This is a genomic window from Ruegeria sp. CDSC002, assembly GCF_059610905.1.
Map to the genome: position 1 here is coordinate 566,216 of NZ_JBXWOM010000001.1, position 22,498 is coordinate 588,713.

At 57.9% G+C, this 22,498-nt stretch carries 24 protein-coding genes; 14 read left to right on the top strand and 10 right to left on the bottom strand.

What is annotated here, in order from left to right:
• Positions 1-11 precede the first annotated feature (11 nt).
• A complete protein-coding gene (lipB, locus tag AC2FJE_RS02875; RefSeq protein WP_496753642.1) occupies positions 12-668 on the top strand; it encodes a lipoyl(octanoyl) transferase LipB in 657 nt (218 codons plus the stop codon).
• A 298-nt stretch (positions 669-966) separates the two neighbouring features.
• Here lipB and AC2FJE_RS02880 read toward each other — a convergent pair whose 3' ends face one another.
• Entirely contained in the window at positions 967-1,914 is a 948-nt protein-coding gene (locus AC2FJE_RS02880) for a cation diffusion facilitator family transporter (RefSeq protein ID WP_496760614.1), read from the bottom strand.
• Between the two features lie 84 nt (positions 1,915-1,998).
• On the opposite strand from AC2FJE_RS02880, the gene AC2FJE_RS02885 reads away from it, so the two are divergent.
• Positions 1,999-2,424 carry a MerR family transcriptional regulator gene (locus AC2FJE_RS02885; protein WP_496753640.1) on the top strand — a complete coding sequence of 142 codons (426 nt, stop codon included), beginning with the start codon at positions 1,999-2,001 and terminating at the stop codon, positions 2,422-2,424.
• Between the two features lie 11 nt (positions 2,425-2,435).
• Here the strand turns inward: AC2FJE_RS02885 and AC2FJE_RS02890 are convergent, their stop codons facing one another.
• Complete coding sequence (locus AC2FJE_RS02890; protein WP_282118720.1) at positions 2,436-2,855, bottom strand: HIT family protein; 420 nt, start codon at positions 2,853-2,855, stop codon at positions 2,436-2,438.
• A gap of 289 nt (positions 2,856-3,144) precedes the next feature.
• Between AC2FJE_RS02890 and ctaD the strand changes: the two genes are divergently transcribed.
• From ctaD to AC2FJE_RS02910, 4 genes are all read left to right on the top strand, one after another.
• The gene (ctaD, locus tag AC2FJE_RS02895; RefSeq protein WP_058277640.1) at positions 3,145-4,818 is read left to right on the top strand and encodes a cytochrome c oxidase subunit I; all 1,674 of its coding nucleotides are present in this window, start codon (positions 3,145-3,147) and stop codon (positions 4,816-4,818) included.
• A gap of 148 nt (positions 4,819-4,966) precedes the next feature.
• Positions 4,967-5,995, top strand: coding sequence for a bestrophin family protein (locus tag AC2FJE_RS02900; protein ID WP_282168545.1), 1,029 nt, complete (start codon positions 4,967-4,969; stop codon positions 5,993-5,995).
• Between the two features lie 105 nt (positions 5,996-6,100).
• Positions 6,101-6,700: a 2-hydroxychromene-2-carboxylate isomerase gene (locus tag AC2FJE_RS02905; protein WP_282168546.1), complete on the top strand. Its 600-nt coding sequence runs from the start codon at positions 6,101-6,103 to the stop codon at positions 6,698-6,700.
• 44 nt (positions 6,701-6,744) lie between these two features.
• A complete protein-coding gene (locus tag AC2FJE_RS02910) occupies positions 6,745-7,239 on the top strand; it encodes a DUF2244 domain-containing protein (protein WP_282118866.1) in 495 nt (164 codons plus the stop codon).
• A 21-nt stretch (positions 7,240-7,260) separates the two neighbouring features.
• Here AC2FJE_RS02910 and AC2FJE_RS02915 read toward each other — a convergent pair whose 3' ends face one another.
• Positions 7,261-7,746, bottom strand: coding sequence for a GatB/YqeY domain-containing protein (locus tag AC2FJE_RS02915; protein ID WP_058274249.1), 486 nt, complete (start codon positions 7,744-7,746; stop codon positions 7,261-7,263).
• A 183-nt stretch (positions 7,747-7,929) separates the two neighbouring features.
• On the opposite strand from AC2FJE_RS02915, the gene carA reads away from it, so the two are divergent.
• Entirely contained in the window at positions 7,930-9,096 is a 1,167-nt protein-coding gene (carA, locus tag AC2FJE_RS02920; protein WP_496753639.1) for a glutamine-hydrolyzing carbamoyl-phosphate synthase small subunit, read from the top strand.
• Positions 9,097-9,176: 80 nt separating this feature from the next.
• Positions 9,177-11,045, top strand: coding sequence for a glycosyltransferase (locus AC2FJE_RS02925; protein WP_496753637.1), 1,869 nt, complete (start codon positions 9,177-9,179; stop codon positions 11,043-11,045).
• Between the two features lie 3 nt (positions 11,046-11,048).
• On the opposite strand, the gene AC2FJE_RS02930 is transcribed toward AC2FJE_RS02925, so the two are convergent.
• Positions 11,049-11,696: a GntR family transcriptional regulator gene (locus tag AC2FJE_RS02930; RefSeq protein WP_058273905.1), complete on the bottom strand. Its 648-nt coding sequence runs from the start codon at positions 11,694-11,696 to the stop codon at positions 11,049-11,051.
• Positions 11,697-11,796: 100 nt separating this feature from the next.
• Here AC2FJE_RS02930 and AC2FJE_RS02935 point away from each other — a divergent pair, with 100 nt between their 5' ends.
• The 3 genes from AC2FJE_RS02935 (at position 11,797) to AC2FJE_RS02945 (ending at position 14,049) form a co-directional block, all read left to right on the top strand.
• Complete coding sequence (locus AC2FJE_RS02935; RefSeq protein ID WP_496760615.1) at positions 11,797-12,441, top strand: pyrimidine 5'-nucleotidase; 645 nt, start codon at positions 11,797-11,799, stop codon at positions 12,439-12,441.
• Positions 12,442-12,527: 86 nt separating this feature from the next.
• Positions 12,528-12,776: a hypothetical protein gene (locus tag AC2FJE_RS02940; protein ID WP_282168549.1), complete on the top strand. Its 249-nt coding sequence runs from the start codon at positions 12,528-12,530 to the stop codon at positions 12,774-12,776.
• 76 nt (positions 12,777-12,852) lie between these two features.
• On the top strand, positions 12,853-14,049 hold the full coding sequence (locus AC2FJE_RS02945; protein ID WP_496760616.1) for a UbiH/UbiF family hydroxylase: 1,197 nt from the start codon (positions 12,853-12,855) through the stop codon (positions 14,047-14,049).
• 13 nt (positions 14,050-14,062) lie between these two features.
• Here the strand turns inward: AC2FJE_RS02945 and AC2FJE_RS02950 are convergent, their stop codons facing one another.
• Complete coding sequence (locus tag AC2FJE_RS02950; RefSeq protein WP_496760617.1) at positions 14,063-15,190, bottom strand: aminotransferase class V-fold PLP-dependent enzyme; 1,128 nt, start codon at positions 15,188-15,190, stop codon at positions 14,063-14,065.
• 230 nt (positions 15,191-15,420) lie between these two features.
• On the opposite strand from AC2FJE_RS02950, the gene hutC reads away from it, so the two are divergent.
• Complete coding sequence (gene hutC, locus AC2FJE_RS02955; RefSeq protein ID WP_282118729.1) at positions 15,421-16,122, top strand: histidine utilization transcriptional repressor HutC; 702 nt, start codon at positions 15,421-15,423, stop codon at positions 16,120-16,122.
• 6 nt (positions 16,123-16,128) lie between these two features.
• Here hutC and AC2FJE_RS02960 read toward each other — a convergent pair whose 3' ends face one another.
• Together AC2FJE_RS02960 and AC2FJE_RS02965 are read right to left on the bottom strand one after the other, a co-directional pair.
• Positions 16,129-16,587 carry an Lrp/AsnC family transcriptional regulator gene (locus AC2FJE_RS02960; protein WP_113789069.1) on the bottom strand — a complete coding sequence of 153 codons (459 nt, stop codon included), beginning with the start codon at positions 16,585-16,587 and terminating at the stop codon, positions 16,129-16,131.
• Positions 16,584-17,039 (bottom strand): Lrp/AsnC family transcriptional regulator, encoded by a 456-nt coding sequence (locus AC2FJE_RS02965; protein ID WP_108858913.1) that lies wholly within the window; start codon positions 17,037-17,039, stop codon positions 16,584-16,586. The genes AC2FJE_RS02960 and AC2FJE_RS02965 overlap by 4 nt, the downstream gene beginning before the upstream one ends.
• A gap of 132 nt (positions 17,040-17,171) precedes the next feature.
• Between AC2FJE_RS02965 and ilvC the strand changes: the two genes are divergently transcribed.
• Together ilvC and AC2FJE_RS02975 are read left to right on the top strand one after the other, a co-directional pair.
• Positions 17,172-18,194, top strand: coding sequence for a ketol-acid reductoisomerase (ilvC, locus tag AC2FJE_RS02970; RefSeq protein ID WP_108858914.1), 1,023 nt, complete (start codon positions 17,172-17,174; stop codon positions 18,192-18,194).
• A 73-nt stretch (positions 18,195-18,267) separates the two neighbouring features.
• Positions 18,268-19,170, top strand: coding sequence for a DMT family transporter (locus AC2FJE_RS02975; RefSeq protein ID WP_496753632.1), 903 nt, complete (start codon positions 18,268-18,270; stop codon positions 19,168-19,170).
• On the opposite strand, the gene glmM is transcribed toward AC2FJE_RS02975, so the two are convergent.
• Genes glmM through AC2FJE_RS02990 form a run of 3 tightly spaced genes read right to left on the bottom strand, consistent with a single transcriptional unit; the run spans position 19,167 to position 22,460 of the window.
• Positions 19,167-20,510 carry a phosphoglucosamine mutase gene (gene glmM / locus AC2FJE_RS02980; protein ID WP_282118731.1) on the bottom strand — a complete coding sequence of 448 codons (1,344 nt, stop codon included), beginning with the start codon at positions 20,508-20,510 and terminating at the stop codon, positions 19,167-19,169. The genes AC2FJE_RS02975 and glmM overlap by 4 nt on opposite strands.
• 34 nt (positions 20,511-20,544) lie before the next feature.
• Positions 20,545-21,543, bottom strand: coding sequence for a dihydropteroate synthase (folP, locus tag AC2FJE_RS02985; protein WP_496753630.1), 999 nt, complete (start codon positions 21,541-21,543; stop codon positions 20,545-20,547).
• The gene (locus AC2FJE_RS02990) at positions 21,540-22,460 is read right to left on the bottom strand and encodes a dihydroneopterin aldolase (RefSeq protein ID WP_496753629.1); all 921 of its coding nucleotides are present in this window, start codon (positions 22,458-22,460) and stop codon (positions 21,540-21,542) included. The genes folP and AC2FJE_RS02990 overlap by 4 nt, the downstream gene beginning before the upstream one ends.
• Positions 22,461-22,498: the final 38 nt, after the last annotated feature.

Consider the following 22,498-nt stretch of genomic DNA (forward strand, 5'->3'; position numbering starts at 1 on the left):
AAGGAGCACTTATGGAATGGAAGATCACTGACGGGCTGACCGATTACAAAGATGCCGTCGCCTTCATGGAGGCGCGCGTGGCCGCAATTGCGGCGGGAGAAGCGGATGAATGTGTGTGGCTGCTGGAGCATCCGCCGCTTTACACCGCGGGCACCTCGGCCCGGATCGAAGACCTGACCGACCCGGATCGCTTTCCGGTCTTTGCGGCCAAGCGCGGCGGTGAATACACTTATCATGGCCCCGGCCAGCGCGTGGCCTATGTGATGCTGGACCTGAACAAACGCGGCAAGGATGTGCGTCGTTTCGTCAAGCAACTGGAAGAATGGGTGATCGCAGCGCTTGCCGAGTTCAACGTGCATGGTGAAATCCGTGACGGTCGCGTTGGAGTTTGGGTGCGGCGCAATGACAAACCGCTGACCCCTTCGGGCCAACCTGCCGAGGATAAAGTGGCCGCGATCGGATTGCGCTTGCGCAAATGGGTCAGCTTCCACGGCATCTCGATCAATGTCGAACCTGACCTCGAACATTTTTCGGGCATCGTCCCCTGCGGCATCACCGAACATGGGGTCACGTCGCTTGTCGATCTGGGGTTGCCGGTTACCTTGGTGGACGTGGACACAGCCCTGCGGAAAACCTTCTCAGAGGTTTTTGCCCCCAATGGGGGCTAAATCGATACCTGCGAATCGTTCAGAATCAATGCGCTGTTAACAATCCGGCAATTTTTAACCCCGCTGTTTCCATACTGAGCCAAAATTTCCCAATGGCTACAGTACAAATAGGGCAAATGGGTGAAAAACTCACTCAAATGGATACATCCCGCGTGTTTGCGGGTAGTATAGATTTACCGTTCTTAGAGTGAGTGGTGTGTTAACCGGTGATCTTGGGTCATCCTGAGTAATCGGAAAATTTTTTGTTAACGAGTCTGCCGTTCCGACCCCAAATCGGAGCGGCAATTCACATCCCACTCTATAGCTTCTCTTCTGTATGCCCAAAACGAGACGACCCGACACACGCGCGGTCGATCTGCTCAAGCTCAAGCGTGGCGTGACCAATGGCAAACCGGTCACGGAGCGATTGTCTGACGCTAGCCCTCACCCCTTCCGCATCGGCCCAGGCCGCCGCGTCCACGACCAGATGGGCCGTCAACGCTGGCTCTCTCTCCTGCATGCTCCACAGGTGGACATGGTGAACCTCGGACACACCCGGTATGTCCTCGATGGCCGAGGCGACCTCCTCCGGTTCCAGTTCTGGGGGCGCTGCCATCATCAGAACGCGGATCGTTTCGCCAATTTCACTTTTGACATGCCACAGTATGTAGACCGAAATCAGGATCGTGACGGCGGGGTCTACCCATGTCCAGTTGAACAGGATCACCGCGGTGCCGGCAATGATCACGGCCACCGATCCCAAGGCGTCCGCCACGTTGTGCAGAAAGGCCGCCCGGATGTTCATGCTGTCCTTGGCCATCGAGTAAGTTAGCGCAGCCGTGACAAGGTCCACAATCAAAGCCAGTGCCGCGATCCAGACGACCATCCAGCCGTTAACCGGCTCAGGCTCAAAAAACCGCATCACGCCTTCGTAGAACAAGTACACCGACAGCACGACCAGAGTGGTGTAGTTGACCAGCGCTGCGACGACCTCGGCCCGGCCATAGCCGAAGCTCATGCGTGGATCGGCAGGTCGGCGGGCGATTTTGCTGGCGAAAAACGCGATGACCAGCGCGATGGCGTCAGAGAAATTATGCAGGGCGTCGGCGATCAACGCCAGCGACCCTGAAAAAATGCCCCCAATGACCTGTGCCAGCGTCAAGAACATGTTGACGGCAATGGCCCAAGCAACGCGCGCGTCCCCTGCCTCCGGGTCTATGTGGTGGTGCGCGTGGCTGTGCCCCTTATGAGAGTGATCATGTGCCATCTAAAATGTGTGTCCCTTGTTACGGCTGCACATTGCATGTAATTCCTCTAGTGACTAGAGGTTCAAGAGCCCTGAGGAAAAAAGATGTATTCAATTGGGTATCTGTCGCGTCACACGCAGGTCAAGATTCCGACCATCCGGTTTTACGAAGACAAGGGGCTGTTGCCGCGCCCGGATCGAACAGCGGGTAATCAGCGCCGGTACGACGACACTGCCTTAAAACGACTGCTTTTTGTTCGCCATTGCCGCGATCTGGGTTTACCGCTGACCGACATCGAAGGTTTGCTGTCTCTGGAAGGCGCATCTGGCGGCGACCTTAACCAAGCGCATGAAATTGCCGAAAGACAACTGGCCGACCTACGGGACCGTATTTCCCGCCTGCGCAGCCTCGAGGCGGAACTGTCTCGAATTTCCAAAGCCTGCGATGGCAAGCACGACCATGTCTGCGCCGTGCTTCACGCATTTGGCGATCATAGTGAGTGCGCGGGGCCACACACGCACTTGACGTAACTGCCTCCCAGTCAGCTCAGCGCAGCTTTGATCTTTTCGGCATGCTGCGCGATCAGGTCGAAATCGCCCATCGTTCCGGGTGCCCGCACAGCAACACCATCATGGCGCGGCAGAATATGGAAATGCAGGTGGAACACCTCCTGCCCTCCGGCGGCCTCGTTGAATTGCTGGATCGTGACCCCGTCCGCATCGAACGCTGCGACGACAGCCTTGGCCATTTTCTGGACCGTTGCGGTCACAGCCGCCAGTTGTGCAGGCGTTGCATCCAGAATGTTGCGGCAAGGGGTTTTGGGGATCACCAGCAGATGCCCGTCCGCGCGCGGCATGATATCCATGAAGGCCACCGTATCGTCATCTTCGTATACTCGGCTCGAAGGGATCTCTGCGCGCAAAATCTTGGCAAAAATATTCTCGGGATCATAGGCGGTCATTTCAATTCTCCGATTGACGCGTTGCCGACAGTTCTGCGGCGCACCCCGGCCCGGGTCAAGCGGGGAACGCAATTCCCAGCCGCCCCCTTGAATTCGGGGCGCTGATACCCAGATGAATGCGGAATTTGGTGAAAATTTCGCGGGTCGCCCTCCTGCCCGCGACAATTAATCTTGATCCAGATCAAACTCGACCATTGAAGGTCGTCCCCCCGCAATCTAAAACCAGCAGGAATCCCGCGCGTTGGAGAGGTCCAACTGCGCGGTGCAGTTGCAACAGGAGGCACCTATAATGGCAGACGCAGCCATTCATGGTCACGACCATGAAGACCAGCGCACATTTTTCCAGCGCTGGTTCATGTCGACCAACCACAAGGACATCGGGATTCTATACCTGGTCGTCTCGGCACTTGCCGGTCTGATTTCAGTTCTGATGACTGTTGTCATGCGGATCGAATTGATGGAACCCGGGGTGCAGCATATGTGCCTGGAAGGCTTCCGACTGTTCGGTAGCGGAGCCGAGCTCTGTACGCCTAACGGACACCTGTGGAACGTTATGATCACCTACCACGGTGTTCTGATGATGTTCTTCGTGGTCATCCCCGCGCTTTTCGGCGGATTTGGCAACTATTTCATGCCGTTGCAGATCGGTGCACCGGACATGGCCTTCCCGCGGATGAACAACCTGTCTTTCTGGCTTTATGTCGCTGGTACGTCGCTGGGTGTGGCCTCGTTGCTGAGCCCCGGTGGTAACGATCAGCTCGGTTCGGGCGTAGGCTGGGTTCTGTACCCGCCGCTGTCTACGACCGAAGGCGGCATGTCCATGGACCTTGCGATCTTTGCCGTGCACGTATCGGGCGCCTCCTCGATCCTCGGCGCGATAAATATGATCACCACCTTCCTGAACATGCGTGCCCCGGGCATGACCCTGTTCAAGGTGCCGCTGTTCAGCTGGTCGATCTTTGTCACCTCGTGGCTGATTCTGTTGTCCCTGCCGGTTCTGGCAGGTGCGATCACCATGTTGCTGATGGATCGCAACTTTGGCTTCACCTTCTTTGATCCCGCCGGTGGCGGCGATCCGATCCTGTATCAGCACATCCTGTGGTTCTTTGGCCACCCGGAAGTGTACATCGTGATCCTGCCTGGGTTCGGCATCATCAGCCACGTCATCGCAACCTTCTCGCGCAAGCCGGTCTTCGGTTACCTGCCGATGGTCTGGGCGATCATCGCGATTGGTGTGCTGGGCTTTGTCGTGTGGGCGCACCACATGTACACCGTTGGCCTGTCACTGCGTCAGCAGGCGTACTTCATGCTGGCCACGATGGTAATTGCGGTGCCGACCGGGGTTAAGGTCTTCTCGTGGATCGCGACCATGTGGGGCGGTTCGATCGAGTTCAAGACACCAATGCTGTTCGCCTTCGGCTTCTTGTTCCTGTTCACCGTTGGCGGTGTGACCGGTGTGGTTCTGTCGCAAGCCGGTGTGGACCGTGCGTATCACGACACCTATTACGTGGTTGCGCACTTCCACTACGTGATGAGCTTGGGTGCCGTGTTTGCGATCTTTGCGGGAATGTACTTCTACTTCTCCAAGATGACAGGTCGCCAGTACTCGGAATTCTGGGGCAAGGTTCACTTCTGGATGTTCTTCATTGGCGCCAACCTGACCTTCTTCCCGCAGCACTTCCTGGGCCGTCAGGGCATGCCGCGCCGCTACATCGACTACCCTGAGGCATTCGCCCAGTGGAACTATGTATCGTCGATTGGCGCGTTCATCTCGTTCGCCTCGTTCCTGCTGTTCTTCGGCATCGTGATCTACGCCCTGCTGCGTGGCAAGCGTGAGACCCGGCCGAACCCCTGGAACGAATACGCGGATACGCTGGAATGGACCCTGCCGACCCCGCCGCCCGAGCACACGTTCGAGCAGCTGCCAAAGCAGGAAGACTGGGATAAAGGCCACGCCCACTAATCCCGGCAAGATAGACTGACAAAGCCCCGCAGATGCGGGGCTTTTCATTTTTCAGACCTCGAGAATTAAACAACGCTGGCATAGACTTGCCCGAGAATAAGCCGTTAGACTGATCTGCAATCGCCAATTGCGCAGGACCCGGTCGGTCATGATCCTTCACGACGGAATAACTGTACGACAGATGGTCAAAGGCTCCTTTGGCTTTATCTGCATCGTGCTGACATGGACGCTGCTGGTTGTACTGGCGGATGAACTCACGACAATCGAGCTGATCTCGAACCCCAGCCCGCCCGTCACCATGCTCGGGCTGGCAGTGGCATTCTTTCTGGGCTTCAAAAACACATCGGCCTTTGCGCGCTGGTCCGAAGCGCGCAGCATCTGGGGCGAGATCGTCAATGCCAGCAGGGACTGGGGCAACACTATTAGCAATCTGGTGCTGCCCGACGGCACACCGATTGATCCCGCGCTGCGCGACGAACTGATCGAACGTCACATCGCATGGCTCAATATGCTTGCCTTTCAGCTGCGCCAGCCCTCGCCGACAGGACGCAGCCGACGTCCATGGATGTTTGGACACAAACCTATTTCAGACCGCACCGAGCTGCATCAAAAGCCCGAATGCTGGCGTGAACGCCAATTGGAAAGCGACTTGCCCAGGCTTGAAGGCAAGAGCAATCGCGCCGCCTATCTGATGTTTCTTCAGGGCGAAAAGCTTGCTGAGTTGGCGCGCAGCCGTGGCATTGACCCCTATTGGCACGTCGCCCTGATGGACCGCCTCGCGCGGTTTACGACGACGCAGGGGCAATGTGAGCGTATCAAAAACACACCGTTCCCAAGACAGGTTGCCGAGGTCGGTCGCGTCTTCAGTTGGATCTTCATCTTCATGCTGCCGCTGGCGTTCAACGACGAGCGATCGATCATCCCCGAAACAGATATCTCCGTATTGCAGCTCGTGATTTTTGACTGGCTGACATTTGCGCCGGTTGGGGCGCTAGTCTGCTGGATCTTCTTTGTCACCGAACGCGTCAGCGCCTCGATGGAGGATCCGTTCGAAGGGGATGTAACCGATGTTCCGATCTCGGCCCTGTGTCGCAGCATCGAGATTGACCTGCGGCAGATGACCGACTGCGGGGTTGCGCCTCAACCCGCGCAACCCATCAAAAAAGTTCTGTTTTAGAGCGACCCGATTTGGCGCGTCCGCAACGGCGTTTCAGGGTGCGTTCGGTAATCTGCCAATTTTAGGGTATCATGTATCCAGAAACCCTGGGATCGGAGCCATCAGATGCCCGAAATTGACTTTTGGTTTTCCATCGGCAGCACATACAGCTTCCTGACAATCATGCGCCTGGATGATTGGTGTGATGAGCATGACGCGACCGTCAATTGGCGCCCGTTCAACGTTCGCACCATAATGTCCGAACAACAGAACATTCCCTTTGCGGGCAAACCGGCCAAATCCGCATATATGTGGCGTGATATCGAGCGGCGCGCCGCAAAGTACCACCTGCACGCAACGCTTCCTGCACCCTACCCGATCTCGGATCTTGCGCTGGCCAATCAGGTCGCTGTGCTGGGTATGTCGGATGGCTGGGGCAAGTCCTTTACCCAAAACCTGTACCGCATCTGGTTCGAAGAAGGGATTGAGGCGGGCAGCGAAACGGCGCTGTCAGAAGCACTGCACCGGTGTCAGCAGGACCCGCGCCTGACCCTTGCACGCGCCCGCAGCCCGGACACGATCTCGGCGCTTGAAACCGAAACAGAACAGGCCACAAAGCTGGGCGTTTTTGGCGCCCCCAGCCTGGTCGTTCGCGGCGAGGTTTTCTGGGGCGATGACCGACTGGATGACGCGTTGTCGTGGGCCAGAGTTGGGCACGTCATCTGATCTTTCCTGTTAGACACCGGCAGGTGTTGCGCTATTTTTGCACCATGCCGTATCGATGGAATCAAACCTCAAGTTCCGAGCAAGAGTTGCGCCTGTGGCCGCATAACTCTCTGCCCCCACGCTGGGCGATGCGTGTGGTGTTGGCGGTCTTCCTGTTTGGCTTGATTCCCCTGATGGCTGTTCTTGGGTCGGTTTTGCTGTGGGGTTTGCTGCCATTCATGCTGTTGACCGTTCTGGGACTGTGGTTCGCGATCCAGTCCAATTACCGTGCACGCAGCGTTTTCGAGGTGTTGACCTTGACCGGCTCGCAGGCCCGTCTGGTGCAGCATCACCCACAACGGGGGCAGCAGGAGTGGTCCTGCAACCGCTATTGGGCGCGTCCCGAAATGCATGAGCGCGGCGGCCCGGTCCCGAACTATGTCACACTGACCGGTGACGGCCGCGAAGTTGAAATTGGCGCCTTTCTGTCTGAGGAAGAGCGGATTTCGCTGTTTGATGAGCTCACAAAAAAACTGCGCGAACCTGTCGCGCAGCCTTAGCATCTTAGCAAACAATAATGCTTAGCAGCTGCCGCCTGGCGCAGCGCAGAGCTGATCTTTGACCATCGGGCCAACCTTGCCGAAATCCATCTGGCCGGTGTAACGGGTTTTCAGCTCACCCATCACTTTGCCCATGTCGCGGATCGACCCGGCGCCGGTGGCCGTGATTGCGGTCTGAATGGCCTTGCTCACCTCGTCATCGTCCAATTGCTTGGGCAGGAATTCCTCGATGACCTCGACCTCGCGCAGTTCCCGTTCGGCAAGATCCAATCGGCTGCCCTCTTCATAAGCACGGGCGCTTTCCTTGCGCTGCTTGGTCATTTTACCAAGAATTTCAAGCACCTCTGTGTCGCCGCAGCCTTTGGCTTCTTCGTTGTCAGACGCGCGCGAGGCGATGTCACGGTCCTTGATCGCAGCATTAATCAGGCGCAGCGTCGACAGACGCTCGGCATCCTTGTCTTTCATTGCTTGCTTCAGGGCAGTGTTCACCCTTGATCGCATATCCATATGTTCTGTCCATCCCCATGGCAAAGGAACCCCGACCATATCGAAACAAAAAGCGCGATACAACAGGGGGTTCATATGGTTAACTTATTGATTTTAAACAATAGCCTAAAAATTGAACAGACTTGACCCGAGCGTACAACCCCCTTAGGTATGCGCCGGTTTACCTTGCAGGAGAGTCGCGCCATGGCCCAGAACGCCCCGTCCAAGCCCACCGCATGTCTGGCATTGGCCGACGGTACATTGTTCTACGGTATGGGCTTCGGCGCCACCGGCCAAACCGTGGCTGAACTGTGCTTTAACACCGCCATGACCGGATATCAGGAAATCATGACTGACCCCTCTTATGCGGGACAGATCGTGACCTTCACCTTCCCTCATATCGGCAATGTCGGCGTGAACCCCGAGGATGACGAGACCGGCGATCCGGTTGCCGCCGGGATGGTGGTCAAATGGGACCCGACCGAGCCCTCGAACTGGCGCTCGGCCGAAGAATTGAAAACCTGGCTGGCCCGCCGTGGCCGCATCGCCATCGGTGGTGTGGACACGCGTCGCCTGACCCGTGCCATCCGTCAGCAAGGCGCACCACATGTCGCGTTGTCACATGATCCCGACGGAAACTTTGATATCGAGGCCCTGGTTGCTGCCGCGCGTGGCTTTGCCGGTCTGGAAGGTATGGATCTGGCCAAAGAGGTCACCTGCGCCCAAAGCTATCGCTGGGATGAAATGCGGTGGGCCTGGCCAGACGGGTACAAACGTCAGGAAGCTCCGGTTCATAAAGTTGTCGCCGTGGACTTTGGCGCAAAGCGCAATATCCTGCGCTGCCTCGCCTCGGCCGGATGCGACGTCACGGTTCTGCCTGCAACAGCGACGGCCGCCGAGGTGCTGGCCCATAATCCCGATGGCGTGTTCCTGTCGAACGGCCCCGGAGACCCGGCAGCCACCGGTGAATACGCCGTGCCGATGATCAAAGACGTTTTGGACACCACCGACCTGCCCGTCTTTGGCATCTGTCTGGGACATCAGATGCTGGCGCTGGCTTTGGGCGGTCATACCGTCAAAATGAACCACGGCCACCACGGGGCCAACCACCCGGTCAAAGACCTGGATACCGGCAAGGTCGAGATCACCTCGATGAACCATGGCTTCGCGGTGGACGCCCAGTCCCTGCCCGACGGCGTTGTGGAAACCCACCGCTCGTTGTTTGACGGGTCCAACTGCGGCATCCGCATGACCGATCGCCCTGTCTATTCAGTGCAGCACCACCCCGAGGCCTCGCCTGGCCCACAGGACAGCTACTATCTGTTTGAACGCTTTGCCGAAGCTATGGCAGACAAGAAAGAACAGGCTTAACCACTTCATCGTTTAGTGTTAACGCGCTGTTAACCTTGATTGAGCAACCCTGACGCGGGTCACCGTGTCAGGGTTTTTTTATGGTTGAACATAGCCTGCAGCAATTCGCGCGCGCCGCGCCGATTTCCAATCGGTCGCGGAAACCCCTAGGCACCCGTTTGGTCGAACGTGGATGTATCACCACCGCGCAACTGGAAATGGCTCTGCATCTGCAGTCCAGACAACAGGCCCCACTGGGCGAGATCCTTGTAGGTGAGGGTTGGATCAGCCGTCAGGAGGTCATGGATGCCCTGTCCGAGCAAACCAACCTGCAAATCGCCGATCTGAAAGACACGCCCCCTTCCCCGAGCTTATGTGACATCAAACCGGTCGAGTTCTGGCTGAAGCATAATGTGATCCCATGGCAACGCATCGGCCCAATCCTGCTGATCGCGACCGCAGATCCGAACCGCTTTGCCGCGGTGCGCGCCGCCCTGTCCCACACTGAACACACGATTGCCCCGGTACTTGCATCGGTCAGTCAGATTGATCATGCAATTGCCAGCGCATTTTCCGAAACTTTGGTAAAAGGCGCGGAAACCCGGGTCGACAAGGATCAGAGTTGTCGATCGTGGACGCCGACAAAGCGCGCGGGTCCCATCGCGGCCCTTGCGGGACTTCTTTTCTTTTTTACAGCCTTTCCTCTGGTTGGTCTGGCTGCTCTTTTGACCACGGCCACCGTTTCACTGCTCTTGTTCATGGTTTTGCGCATTGTGGGCTTGGTCTCATACCTTATGAGATGCCGCCAAGTGTGCCCAACCCCCGAGCCTGTTCCACTGCGATTGCCGCGCGTATCGATGATGGTGCCCCTTTACAAAGAACGAGAGATTGCAGGCGCTTTGATAAGGCGGCTGCAACGCCTGACCTACCCAAAAGCGTTGTTGGACGTCATTCTGGTACTGGAAGCCTCAGATGAGGTCACGCGCACCACATTAAGCCGAGTGGATCTGCCTAGCTGGATCAGAACGGTGGAAGTCCCGGAACTGAACGGACTGACGACAAAGCCCCGAGCGATGAACTACGCGCTGGATTTTTGTCGTGGGGACATTCTGGGTGTGTGGGATGCCGAGGACGCCCCGCAACCGGATCAGATCGAACGCGTGGTCCGGCATTTTGCGCGGGCTGGCGAAGATGTCGTCTGCCTGCAAGGTGTTCTGGATTATTACAACCCGCGCACAAATTGGCGGTCACGCTGCTTTACCATCGAATACAACAGCTGGTTTCGGATCATCCTGCAAGGCATTGCGAATCTGGGTCTGGTCGTCCCCCTTGGGGGCACAACATTCTATTTTCGCAGGGATAAATTGCTGGAGCTTGGCGGCTGGGATGCCCACAACGTAACCGAGGATGCAGATCTGGGCGTGCGCCTCAGCCGTGCGGGGTATCGAACCGAGATGGTCGATACCACCACCTATGAAGAGGCAAACTTTCGTGCCTGGCCGTGGGTCAAGCAGCGCTCGCGCTGGCTGAAGGGGTTCATGGTGACCTATTTGGTGCACATGCGTGCGCCGCGGCGTCTGATAAGCGACATCGGGCTCAAGCGATTTCTTGGTGTTCAGGCGTTCTTCTTGGGGACTATTGGCCAGTTTCTACTGGCACCAGTCCTATGGCTGTTCTGGTTGGCGACACTGGGCTTGCCTGGCCCGTTCGATCCGCTTTTGTCTGATTGGGCCTTCTACGCACTCATCAGCCTGTTTCTGGTGGCCGAAATTACCAATCTGATCGTTGGAATGCTGGCCGTAGCAGCACAAGAAAGACGGTTCCTGATGCCGTGGGTTCCAACAATGCCGCTTTACTTTCCGCTAGGCGTATTAGCCGCCTACAAAGCCCTGTGGGAGCTGGCCAGCAACCCGTTCTTCTGGGACAAAACTCAGCATGGGCAGGCCCGCGAAGAAGTACAGCCGCACTGACGGTCATTTCTCGCGCAACACCGCGTCCTGTTTCAGCCGGGTCATGAACGCCACCGAGATATGTTCTTTCAGCGCGCGCTCTGCCGCCTCTTCATCACGGGCGGTGATCGCCTCGACAATGCCCTTATGCTCACTTTGCGCAATCTCGCCACGGCCCTGAACGGCAAGCGAGGTCGTAGCCATCAGAGCCATTGTGCGGTGCACAAGATTCAGCTGCTGCACCAGATACCGGTTGTGCGAAGCCAGATGGATCTGTTCATGAAACCGCCGGTTGGCCCGCGACAGTGCCGTCGGATCATTCACCAAAGCATCGTCAGCGGCGACCATGTCCTGCAGCACTTTTATCTCTTCCTCGGTGGCGTGTTTCGCGGCCAGCTTTGCGGCCAACCCTTCCAACTCGCGCCGGACCACATAAAGTTCGGCCATTTGGTTGTGATCCAATGAGGCCACGATCAGTGATCGTCCGTCACGCTCTAGCAGGGACTGCGTCTCAAGTCGCTGCAACGCTTCGCGGATAGGTGTACGAGACACGCCAAATCGTTCTGCCAGCTCACTTTCGACCAATCGGTCGCCGGGCTTGTAAACGCCCACATCAATCGCTTCGAGAATAAGGCTATAGGCGTCTTTGTTGGGCTGACGGGATTGCGGCATGGGGTGTTTTTTCTCCTCGTTCGGACATGTCTATCCGCCTCAGGCCTGTGCAATCAAGTGTAGCATTGAAAACCTGTGCATGGCGGCCTAAACCCAACTCATGGTCAAACCTTCTTTTTCGCACGTCACCCAATGGGTGTTCGACCTCGACAACACGCTGTACCCGCCTCATATGCAACTATTCGACCAGATCGAGGTTCTGATGACGGAATACGTGGTGCAGGCTATTGGCGTCGACCGGGCCGAGGCGGATCGTCTGCGCTCGCACTATTGGCGGGAATACGGCACCACGCTGGCCGGCTTGATGGCCGAGCATGACCTGGATCCCGAACCCTATCTGTACGCTGTGCATCAGGTGGACATGAGCCACATGGACCCCGACGCCGAACTGGCCAATCACATCCGGTCCCTGCCCGGCCGTCGCATCGTTTACACCAACGGCAGCGCGCCTTATGCCGAACGTGTGCTAAAAGCACGCGGCCTCAGCGGTTTGTTCGATGCGGTTTATGGCGTGGAACACGCGGGCTATCTTCCAAAACCTGAACAGGCCGCGTTCGAGGCGATCTTTGCACAGGATGGCATCGACGCTGACAAGGCGGCCATGTTCGAAGATGATCCGCGCAATCTGGCTGCTCCGCACGCGATGGGAATGCTCACAGTTCACGTCGCGCCCGAGCCGCATAAGGCTGAGCATATCCACCATCATACCGACGATTTGACCGCGTTTCTGGCCCGCCTGCGATAGGCTGTCACACTGCGACGATCCGCACATTCTGCAGGTGCATCATCGACCCTATATGCGCCTCAGCGACGAACAGAATCGGAGACCCCATGAGCGCGATCGAGATGCCCGGACGCCTGCCCATCTGGCAGCGCCTGTTGTTTGCAATTCCCCTGTTTGGCTGGTTAGCCAAAGATGCCGCTCATGCAAAGGGCGAAGAGTGGGGTTATACAGCGGCCGCGATTTTCAGCATGTGGGGCTGTTCTGCCCTGTTGTTCGGTCTGCCGGGCCTATACATCCCAGCCGTGATGATGGTGCCGGTGATGTTCCTGATCCTCATCCTGATTTCACGCGGCTAACACGCGGGACAGGATGTCACTTGGCGCCCGATGCAGAACCGAACTAGGGTCTGCCAAACACTCGGAGGCCAAGGTCATGAAAGACAGCTGTGACATCCTGATTTCCGGCGGCGGAATCGCTGGTCTGACCGCTGCGGCGGCCTTTGGAACCGCCGGGTTCGACGTCATTTGCGTCGACCCGACGCCCCCGATAACCGAGCGCGACGTGGACGGCTCTGATTTGCGGACTACCGCCTTTTTGCAACCAGCGCACGGCTTGTTAGAGCAATGCGGGTTGTGGCAACGGCTGGACGCACACGCGGCCCCCTTACAGATCATGCGGATTGTGGACGCAGGCGGAGATGTTCCTGAACCCCGCGTGGTACGCGATTTCAACGCCGCAGATATTTCGGATCTGCCCTTCGGCTGGAACCTGCCCAACTGGCTGCTGCGGCGCGAGATGGTGGCACGACTGGCCGAACTGCCCAATGTCGATTTCCGCCCCGGTACTGGCACTGTCAGTCTGTTCACCCGCACTGCCGAAGCGCGTGTCGGCCTGAGTGACGGCAGCCGCATTCGTTGCAAACTGGTGGTCGCCGCTGACGGGCGCAACTCTCCCATGCGCGAGGCGGCTGGGATCAACGTCCATTCCACGCGCTATGGCCAGAAAGCATTGGCCTTTGCAGTCACACATCCCATCCCGCACGACAATGTTTCGACCGAGATTCACCGCTCGGGCGGGCCGTTCACCCTGGTCCCCCTGCCCGATTGGCAGGGGCAACCGTCTTCGGCGATTGTGTGGATGGAGCGCGGACCCCGCGCGGTTGAGTTGCTCAACACCGAGTCCGAGGCGTTTGAGGCGCTGATGACCGAACGGTCCTGTGGGTTGTTCGGACCGTTAAAACTGGCCTCGCGCCGGACCATCTGGCCGATCATCAGCCAGTCAGCAGAACGTCTGGCTGGCGAGCGAGTCGCGCTGATGGCCGAGGCCGCCCATGTGGTGCCGCCAATTGGAGCCCAGGGATTGAACATGTCGCTGAGCGATCTGAGCAGTCTGCTGGAACTGGCGCAGGCCCGTCCTGAAGGTCTGGGCGATGCGCAGATGCTCGAGGCCTATCACAAGGCTCGCCACACCGAAATCGAGATGCGGGTCAAAGGCATCGACCTGTTGAACCGCGCCTCGATGATCGAGGCGCGGCCGTTAAGGGACGTCCGGGCAATGGGGCTAAATGCGCTCTATTCTCTACCGGCTGTTCGCAAGACCTTGATGCAAATGGGCCTCGGCGTACGCTAAGGCCCGAATGGTTTCACAGAACCTGATCCAGCACGCGCTTGAGCCGCCCGATGGTGCCGTCGACGTCGTACAGTTTGTCCAGACCAAACAGACCAAGGCGGAAGGTGCTGAACCCTTCTGGCTCATCACATTGCAGCGGCACACCTGCTGCGATCTGCATGCCCAACGTCGCAAACTTCTTACCATTCTGAACATCCGGGTCCGAGGTATAGCTGACCACGACACCCGGCGCGCCAAATCCGTCCGCTGCTACCGAGACGATGCCCTTGTCCCGCAGCATCGCCCGCACTCCATCGCCCAACGCCCATTGGGCGTCCCGCAGCTTGTCGAACCCATAATCGCGGGTCTCGACCATCGTATCGCGGAACGCCTTCAACGCGTCCGTGGGCATGGTCGCGTGATACGCGTGCCCGCCATTTTCATAGGCCTGCATGATCTGCCGCCATTTCTTCAGATCAACGGCAAAGCTGTCAGACGTCGTCTCCTCCAACCGCGCTTCGGCGCGCTCAGAAAACATGACAAGGCCCGCGCAGGGCGATGCGCTCCAGCCTTTCTGGGGGGCCGAGATCAGGACATCCACACCAGTGGCCTTCATATCGACCCAGGCACAACCCGACGCGATGCAGTCCAGCACCATTAACGCCCCAACCTCATGCGCCGCGGCGGCCATGGCGGTCACGTAATCATCGGGCAGAATGACACCGGCCGAGGTCTCTACATGTGGGGCAAATACAACATCCGGACTCTGTTCACGGATTGTTGAAACAACCTCGTCAATCGGTGCGGGGGCAAAGGGAGACGGGCTGGAATTGCCGGTTTCACGAGCTTTGAGAACCGTCGCTGACGCCGTCAGATCACCGGATTCGATAATCTGGCTCCAGCGGTAGGAAAACCACCCATTCCGAACGACCAATACATTGGCGTTGCGCGCAAATTGCCGGGCGACGGCCTCCATGCCATAGGTGCCACCACCAGGGATAATCGCCACACCATCCGCATTATACACATCCTTCAGCAAGCCCGAGATGTCGCGCATCACCTGCTGAAACTGAACCGACATGTGGTTCAGCGACCTATCCGTAAACACGACCGAGAACTCTTCGAGCCCAGAGGGATCGACGGTGTCCAATAGCGCTGGCATGGTTTGTCCTTTCAAATTGTCGTCAGCGGCCTCGCGACCCGGGTTAATTTGCCGAGACCCGTACTGAACCCGAATATCTGACCTAAGGGAACTAAAAACAAAACACTCAAATGATATTTTGTTGGTCGAATTTGGCAAGAAATGACGCCAATTAGTGTCAGCTGCCCTTTACACTCTGACGTGTTTCTGACCAGATGCACTCACTTTACAGAAGAAAGGTATTTCGACAGGTGAATGCGCATAAGCGGATCAGTTTTCAAGTTGTAAGGGACGAAGTCAAACGGCGGATTGAAAGCCGCATTTGGCCGCAGGGATCGCTTCTGCCAACCGAAACGCAACTTGCCGAGGAATTCAATTGCGCACGCGCTACAGTGAACCGTGCCCTGCGCGAACTGTCCGATCAGGGCTTTGTCGAGCGCAAACGCAAAAGCGGGACCCGGGTCAAAAAGGAACCCAGCAAGCATGCCAAGCTGGAATTTTCTTTGGCTCGTCAAACGGTTGAAAACCAAAATGCAACCTATCGGTACTCGCTGGTCGAACGCAACGTGGTCGCAAGCCCCGGTTGGCTGGCTTCACAGATCGGTGTATCGGCGGACATTCGCGTCCTGCAAGTCATCTGTATGCACTATGCAGATAACCGTCCCTTCCAATTGGAAGAACGCTGGATCAACATAGATGCGGTGCCCGAAATCGAACATGCCGATCTGACCAACCACGGCCCTCATGAATGGCTACTGAACGCCTCTCCGTTTACCGAGGCTGAGGTCTCCTTTTGCGCGATCTCCGCGGACGGACGATTGGCGGAATTCATGGGAACAACCCCCGGAACGTCGATGATCCAGCTAGAGCGCACGACCTGGAAGAACGGAAATCCGATGGCATTTGCCCGGATGACGCACCATCCCGGATATTGCATCCGCACTCGGTACTGAACGGGTTTATCCGATCGGTCCCGGCAAACGTTCCTCACTTAGCAGGACGTTGGCTTCGACATCTCCTGCGCCGGGCAAGGTCATAATCCGACGGCGCAGGACCCGCTCAAAATCGGACAGGTCGCGGGCAACCACTCGCAGGCGATAATCGTACAGACCCAGCACATGCTCGACGGTCTGAACTTCTGGAATAGCACTGACGGCACGCTCAAAATCCTCCAGACTGACCTGCCCCTTGCGCGCCAGTTTCACGCCAAGGAATACCGTCACGCCAAATCCCAACGCCTCGGCATTCAGGCGCAGCCGGCGACCTTTGATAACGCCCGAGGTTTCCAGCCGGCGGATGCGGCGCCATGTCGCCGGTTGTGACAGACCCAGCTTACGCCCCAACGCCCCGGCGCTCTGGGAGGCGTCCTGAGCCAACGCACACAGTATTTTTCGGTCCAGCTCATCCAATTCGGTCATACCGGCAAGACCTCTTCGCTCTTGACCCTCGCGATATGCATCAAGGCCTCAATATCCGCGATATGCGGCAGGGTCAGAATGCGGTCACGGTAGAGTTGTTGGTAGTGTGACATGTCCCTGGCAATCACCGACAGCCGCACATCCACCCTGCCCAGAAATGTTTGCAATTCGATCACCTCGGGCACTTGCCGGGCGGCGGCAGTAAATTCGTCAAACGCGCGCGATTGCGTCTTGTCCAGCGTTACGCGCAGCGAAACCTCGACCGCATACCCAAGCGCCGCCCAATCGATCACGGCCTCCTGCCCCTGGATTATTCCGGTTGCCTGCATCTTTTCGACCCGGCGCCAGCAGACACCCTGGCTGATACGGCAACGCTCGGCCAGTTCCGCAGCAGTCAGGCTGGGATCGGCCTGAAAGTGGCGCAGGATTCGGCGGTCTATGTCATCAAGCATGAATTTTTCGCATTTCTGGTGTTACACGAATTATTCTTCATCTTTTTCACAAATACTCAAGTGCAACCCTATCGCCAATACAACATCCGGCAGGTAAAAACCTCGGCAATCTAACCAGAAAGGACCGGCGACATGCGCGTCTATTACGATCGCGATTGCGACATCAACCTGATCAAAGACAAGAAAGTGGCGATCCTGGGCTACGGCTCGCAAGGCCACGCCCACGCACTGAACCTGCGCGACTCGGGCGCGAAGAACCTTGTCGTCGCTCTGCGCGAAGGCTCCGCATCGGCCAAGAAAGCTGAAGCCGAAGGCCTGGAAGTCATGGGCATCGCCGAAGCGGCAGCCTGGTGCGACGTCATCATGTTCACCATGCCCGACGAACTGCAGGCCGAGACCTACAAGAAATACGTGCATGACAACATCAAGCCCGGCTCTGCCATTGCTTTTGCCCATGGCCTGAACGTGCACTTCGGATTGATCGAGCCGAAAGAAGGCATCGACGTCATCATGATGGCTCCCAAAGGCCCCGGCCACACCGTGCGCGGCGAATACGTCAAGGGCGGCGGCGTGCCTTGCCTGGTTGCCGTGAACAACGACGCGACCGGCAAAGCGCTGGAAATCGGCCTGTCCTATTGCTCGGCAATTGGTGGCGGTCGCTCGGGCATCATCGAGACCAACTTCCGTGAAGAATGCGAAACCGACCTGTTCGGCGAACAAGCCGTTCTGTGCGGCGGCATCGTCGAACTGATCCGTTGTGGTTTCGAAACTCTGGTTGAGGCAGGTTATGCGCCCGAAATGGCCTATTTCGAATGTCTGCACGAGACCAAGCTGATCGTTGACCTGATTTATGAAGGCGGCATCGCGAACATGGATTATTCGATCTCGAACACTGCCGAGTACGGCCAGTACGTCACCGGCCCACGGATCCTGCCCTATGAGCAGACCAAGAAAGCGATGAAAGAGACGCTGTCGGACATCCAAACCGGCAAATTCGTGCGTGACTTCATGCTGGAAAACGCTGTTGGTCAGCCGACCATCAAAGCGGCTCGCCGCCACAATGATGAGCACCAGATCGAGCAGGTTGGTAAGAAACTGCGCGACATGATGCCGTGGATTTCCGCCGGCAAGCTGGTCGATCAGGAAAAGAACTGATCCTGCCAAGCGAATGCGAAAGGGCGGCCCATCTGGCCGCCCTTTTTTGTCCATGCCCCAAGCCGAGACGAAGATGGTCCAGCACCCCACATCCCGCGATTGGAGCGGCGTTATCATCCTCGGCCTGATCTGGGGCGGGACATTCATGGTCGTTGCCATGGCGCTGGAAGGGTATGGACCTATCACCGTCGCCACCGCGCGGACGACGCTGGGCGCAGTAATGTTGCTGGGGCTGATGGCCGCTACAAACCGCAAGCTACCCTCGGGGTCGGCCGCCCTGTGGGCTTCGGTCATCGTGATCGGTATCTTGTCCTCGGCCCTGCCCTTTGTTCTGCTAAGCTGGGGGCAGCAATACGTACCGTCCGCCTTCGCGGGACTGTCCATGGCCGCAATCCCTCTGATGGTACTGCCGCTGGCGCACTTCTTTTCGGACGAGCCCCTGAACCTGAGAAAACTGGTGGGCGTGACCCTTGGATTCTGCGGTGCGTTGGTGCTGATCGGCCCCGGCTTGGCGCAACTCGGCCACGGGTCGGAACCTTTGGCGCAACTGGCCTGCATCGGGGCCGCTTTATGCTATTCCTGCGCGTCGATCTTCACCCGGCAGTGCCCGCCCATTGATCCGGTGGTTCTGGCCGCCCTGACCCTGCTGGTCGGCGCAGTAATCCTGCTGCCGATCATGTTCGTGACTGAAGGCGTCCCGACATGGGAAGGTACCCGCCCAAGCATTGCCATCATCGTTTTGGGGTTGGTCCCTACGGCATTCGCAACACTGCTGCGCGTATCCGTCATTCGCAGCGCAGGATCGGTGTTCATGACACTCGTTAACTACCAAGTGCCAATCTGGTCGATGGTGTTCGGCGCATGGGTTCTGTCCGAGGCGTTGCCGGTGCGCTTTTTCGTGGCGCTGGCTATGATCCTGACCGGGCTGGCCATCAGTCAGTGGTTCAGCCTGCGAAAGATGCTGACCGGGCGCTAGCCTGTGACGGCCTCGACCTCGGCAACGATGCCGTCGACAACCTGGATCAACAGCGCGTCATCTTCACATTCCGCCATGACGCGGATCAGAGGTTCCGTACCCGATTTGCGGATCAGCAACCGCCCCTGCCCGTTCAGCCGCGCCTCGGCGTCAGAAATTGCAGCCTGCACACTGGCGGCCTCAAGCGGGGCTTGTCCTTCGCCATAGCGCACGTTCTTCAGCATTTGCGGTACGGTTTCGAACTGCACCGCCAATTCCGATGCTTTGCGACCCGTATGAACCATCTCCGCCAGGAAATGGAGGCCCGCCATCAAGCCGTCACCTGTGGTCGCGTAATCGCTCATGACGATGTGGCCCGATTGTTCGCCGCCCAGATTGAACCCGCCTTCGCGCATACGTTCAACGACATAGCGGTCCCCGACGCCGGTGCGCTCCAGACGCAAACCATGGTTTTCAAGATGACGTTCCAGGCCTAGGTTCGACATCACCGTAGCAACCAACGCACCGCCTTTCAGGCGGTCTGCCTCGGCCCAGCTGGTCGCCAAAAGCGCCATCAACTGATCGCCATCCGCGACCTGACCATTCTCGTCGATCATAACGACGCGATCGGCGTCGCCGTCCAAGCAAATCCCGACATCTGCACCATGGGCCACGACGGTTTCGGCAGCCAGCTGCGGTTTGGTCGAGCCACAGTTTAGGTTGATATTCTTACCATTCGGCGTAATGCCGACCGGGATCACTTCGGCACCCAATTCCCACAAAACCTCGGGCGCCGTGCGGTGCGCGGCCCCATTGGCGCAATCGACAACAACTTTTAGCCCGTCCAAACGCAAGTCACGCGACAGCGAAGATTTGACGCGTTCACCATATCGGAACCGCGCATCATCCACCCGTCTGGCACGGCCGATATTCCGTGCCTGCGCAGGTTTGACACCTTCTTCGATCAGCTTTTCAATCTCAAGCTCCGCCTGATCAGACAGCTTGTATCCGTCAGGACCAAAGAACTTGATACCGTTGTCCTCGGCCGGGTTATGGCTGGCCGAGATCATCACCCCAAGGTCCGCGCGCATCGATCGTGTCATCAGTCCGACAGCAGGCGTTGGCACCGGCCCAAGCAGCAACACGTTCATCCCGGTCGAAGTCAATCCGGCAGTCAGGGCGTTTTCCACCATATAGCCGGACAGGCGCGTATCCTTACCGATCACCACACGGTGGACGTCGGATTGATCGCGGCGGAAGTAACGGCCAGCGGCGGCCCCGATGCGCAATGCCATTTCAGCCGTGATTGGATGGGTATTGGCGGTGCCCCGCACCCCATCGGTTCCGAACAGCTTGCGCATAATGTCACTCCGTCATTTCTTGCCTGCCTCTGGCTTACCGGACGGCGGCCCAAAGGCGCAAGGCCTGAGCGGTTTCTGCAACATCGTGCACGCGCAGAATTTGAACGCCTTGTGACAATCCAGCCAGCCCGACGGCGATTGATCCAGGCGCGCGGGCGTCCTTGCGCGGCTCTTTGCCAATTTGTCCAATAATACCTTTTCGGGACACGCCCAACAGGATCGGACAACCTAAACCATGAAACAGGCTGATCCCCTGCAGCAAGGCCAGGTTATGTGCCTCGGTCTTGCCAAACCCTATGCCCGGATCAACGATGATCTGATCCCGATCCAATCCGAGGTTTTCGAGACGATCCACCTGACCTTCAAGGAAATCGTAGACGTCCAGCAGAACGTCGTCATAGGTCGGGTTGTCTTGCATCGTGCCCGGATCGCCCTGCATGTGCATCACACAGACCGGAGCGCCAACTTGTGCGCAAAACGGTGCCAGCTGCGGATCAAAGGTAAAGCCGGTTACGTCGTTGATCAGCCCTGCTCCGGCCTCCCACGCTGCTTTGGCGACGGCGGATTTGCGCGTATCAATGGATATTAACGCATCAGTACGGGATTTGATGGCTTCGATCAGGGGGCGGGTCCGGGCGATCTCTTCATCTTCGGGCACGAAGGTTGCGCCGGGTCGGGTCGATTCGCCGCCGATATCCAGAATGGTTGCGTCTTGTGAAACCATCTGTTCAGCCGCAGATTGGGCCGCGCTGACCGAATTGTGCACACCGCCGTCCGAGAAACTATCTGGGGTCGCATTCAGAATGCCCATAATGTGCGGGCGATCCATGGCAAGGCCGGCGACATCGACACGCGGACGCGACAGACGGTCCAGCGTGTCGCTCGGCACATCCTCCACAGCAATAACCCTTGGGGACTCTTCACGGCTTAACCGTTCGACATTGGTAAACCACAGCGGCTGGCCCGCAATTGGGACAGCCCCCGAAGGACGGTTCAGACCATTCTGAACCAGTGGTCGAAAATACGCGGTCACAGTTGTGCCTGATCCACCGAGATTGCACGCAATGGGGTTTCAGGGGCGTCGGGCAGCGCGCCGCCGATCACCATCATCTCACTCGCCTCAAAAGTGGCAGCAAACCATGCCGCCAGCGCCACCGCATCCGAAGGTGCCGCCGATTGGCCGTCAACAGCATCCAGCACGATTTTTGAGGGTGCCCAGACGCAAATCTGGCCATTTTTCATGGCCCAATCCAGCTCAGTCCGCGTTGAAACGACAACACAGCGGTGATCGCGGGCAGCCAAAACCCAGGCGTTCTGTTCAATCGCCAACAGATCAATTCGGCGTTGTGTCATCGCGTGGCCAGTCTGTGAAACAGGCATATCCGCCGCGCCGACACATAGGATCAACGGGCGTTCACGATTTTCCAGCTGATCGATCCACCCGGTCAGATTTGTAGATGCGATGGCCTCATTCGACAGGAAAGCCAGTCGGGGATGCGGACGCTCTTCCTCGACGACGTCGTGGTGAGCCTTGTCTTTCCCGCGCACGATCTCGACACCCAAAGCGCCAGGACCACGATCCAGTTTTTCTATTCTGACAAAAGCTCTTACGGCCTGCGGTTCAAGTAAAATTCGCTCAGCCACCCGGTCTGCCAAAGTCTCAAGCAGGTTAAGACGTTCCGCCGCAAGCTCATACGCGATCGCCTCAGTCACCCGGTCATAAGACAGGATGCGATCCACGTCATCGTCGATGGGATCACTCAAGGGGCGAACCTCGACCACGATGTTAAAGCAAATCCGCTGGGTCGTTCCACGCTCGGCCTGAAACGCGCCGATTTCAACCTCGACGATATGATCACGCAGAGAAATACGATCCAACGGCCCCCGGGCAGCGGTCGCTTCGGACCGCTCGGACGGGTGCGCAAAGGCAAGACGGATTTCAGAGCTCATACAGGCGGACCTTTTCGGGCTTTGTGGACGTGTTTGCC

Excerpts from the sequence above, each read along its gene's own strand:
- AC2FJE_RS02940 (WP_282168549.1), top strand. The coding sequence starts at position 12,528 with ATGAGCGCGATCGAGATGCCCGGACGCCTGCCCATCTGGCAGCGCCTG.
- AC2FJE_RS02905 (WP_282168546.1), top strand. The coding sequence starts at position 6,101 with ATGCCCGAAATTGACTTTTGGTTTTCCATCGGCAGCACATACAGCTTC.
- ilvC (WP_108858914.1), top strand. The coding sequence starts at position 17,172 with ATGCGCGTCTATTACGATCGCGATTGCGACATCAACCTGATCAAAGAC.
- AC2FJE_RS02885 (WP_496753640.1), top strand. The coding sequence starts at position 1,999 with ATGTATTCAATTGGGTATCTGTCGCGTCACACGCAGGTCAAGATTCCG.
- AC2FJE_RS02935 (WP_496760615.1), top strand. The coding sequence starts at position 11,797 with ATGGTCAAACCTTCTTTTTCGCACGTCACCCAATGGGTGTTCGACCTC.
- AC2FJE_RS02975 (WP_496753632.1), top strand. The coding sequence starts at position 18,268 with ATGGTCCAGCACCCCACATCCCGCGATTGGAGCGGCGTTATCATCCTC.
- carA (WP_496753639.1), top strand. The coding sequence starts at position 7,930 with ATGGCCCAGAACGCCCCGTCCAAGCCCACCGCATGTCTGGCATTGGCC.
- AC2FJE_RS02880 (WP_496760614.1), bottom strand. The coding sequence starts at position 1,914 with ATGGCACATGATCACTCTCATAAGGGGCACAGCCACGCGCACCACCAC.
- AC2FJE_RS02900 (WP_282168545.1), top strand. The coding sequence starts at position 4,967 with ATGATCCTTCACGACGGAATAACTGTACGACAGATGGTCAAAGGCTCC.
- AC2FJE_RS02950 (WP_496760617.1), bottom strand. The coding sequence starts at position 15,190 with ATGCCAGCGCTATTGGACACCGTCGATCCCTCTGGGCTCGAAGAGTTC.
- lipB (WP_496753642.1), top strand. The coding sequence starts at position 12 with ATGGAATGGAAGATCACTGACGGGCTGACCGATTACAAAGATGCCGTC.
- AC2FJE_RS02965 (WP_108858913.1), bottom strand. The coding sequence starts at position 17,039 with ATGCTTGATGACATAGACCGCCGAATCCTGCGCCACTTTCAGGCCGAT.
- AC2FJE_RS02930 (WP_058273905.1), bottom strand. The coding sequence starts at position 11,696 with ATGCCGCAATCCCGTCAGCCCAACAAAGACGCCTATAGCCTTATTCTC.
- AC2FJE_RS02915 (WP_058274249.1), bottom strand. The coding sequence starts at position 7,746 with ATGGATATGCGATCAAGGGTGAACACTGCCCTGAAGCAAGCAATGAAA.
- AC2FJE_RS02990 (WP_496753629.1), bottom strand. The coding sequence starts at position 22,460 with ATGAGCTCTGAAATCCGTCTTGCCTTTGCGCACCCGTCCGAGCGGTCC.
- ctaD (WP_058277640.1), top strand. The coding sequence starts at position 3,145 with ATGGCAGACGCAGCCATTCATGGTCACGACCATGAAGACCAGCGCACA.
- AC2FJE_RS02960 (WP_113789069.1), bottom strand. The coding sequence starts at position 16,587 with ATGACCGAATTGGATGAGCTGGACCGAAAAATACTGTGTGCGTTGGCT.
- AC2FJE_RS02925 (WP_496753637.1), top strand. The coding sequence starts at position 9,177 with ATGGTTGAACATAGCCTGCAGCAATTCGCGCGCGCCGCGCCGATTTCC.
- AC2FJE_RS02910 (WP_282118866.1), top strand. The coding sequence starts at position 6,745 with ATGCCGTATCGATGGAATCAAACCTCAAGTTCCGAGCAAGAGTTGCGC.
- AC2FJE_RS02945 (WP_496760616.1), top strand. The coding sequence starts at position 12,853 with ATGAAAGACAGCTGTGACATCCTGATTTCCGGCGGCGGAATCGCTGGT.
- glmM (WP_282118731.1), bottom strand. The coding sequence starts at position 20,510 with ATGCGCAAGCTGTTCGGAACCGATGGGGTGCGGGGCACCGCCAATACC.
- AC2FJE_RS02890 (WP_282118720.1), bottom strand. The coding sequence starts at position 2,855 with ATGACCGCCTATGATCCCGAGAATATTTTTGCCAAGATTTTGCGCGCA.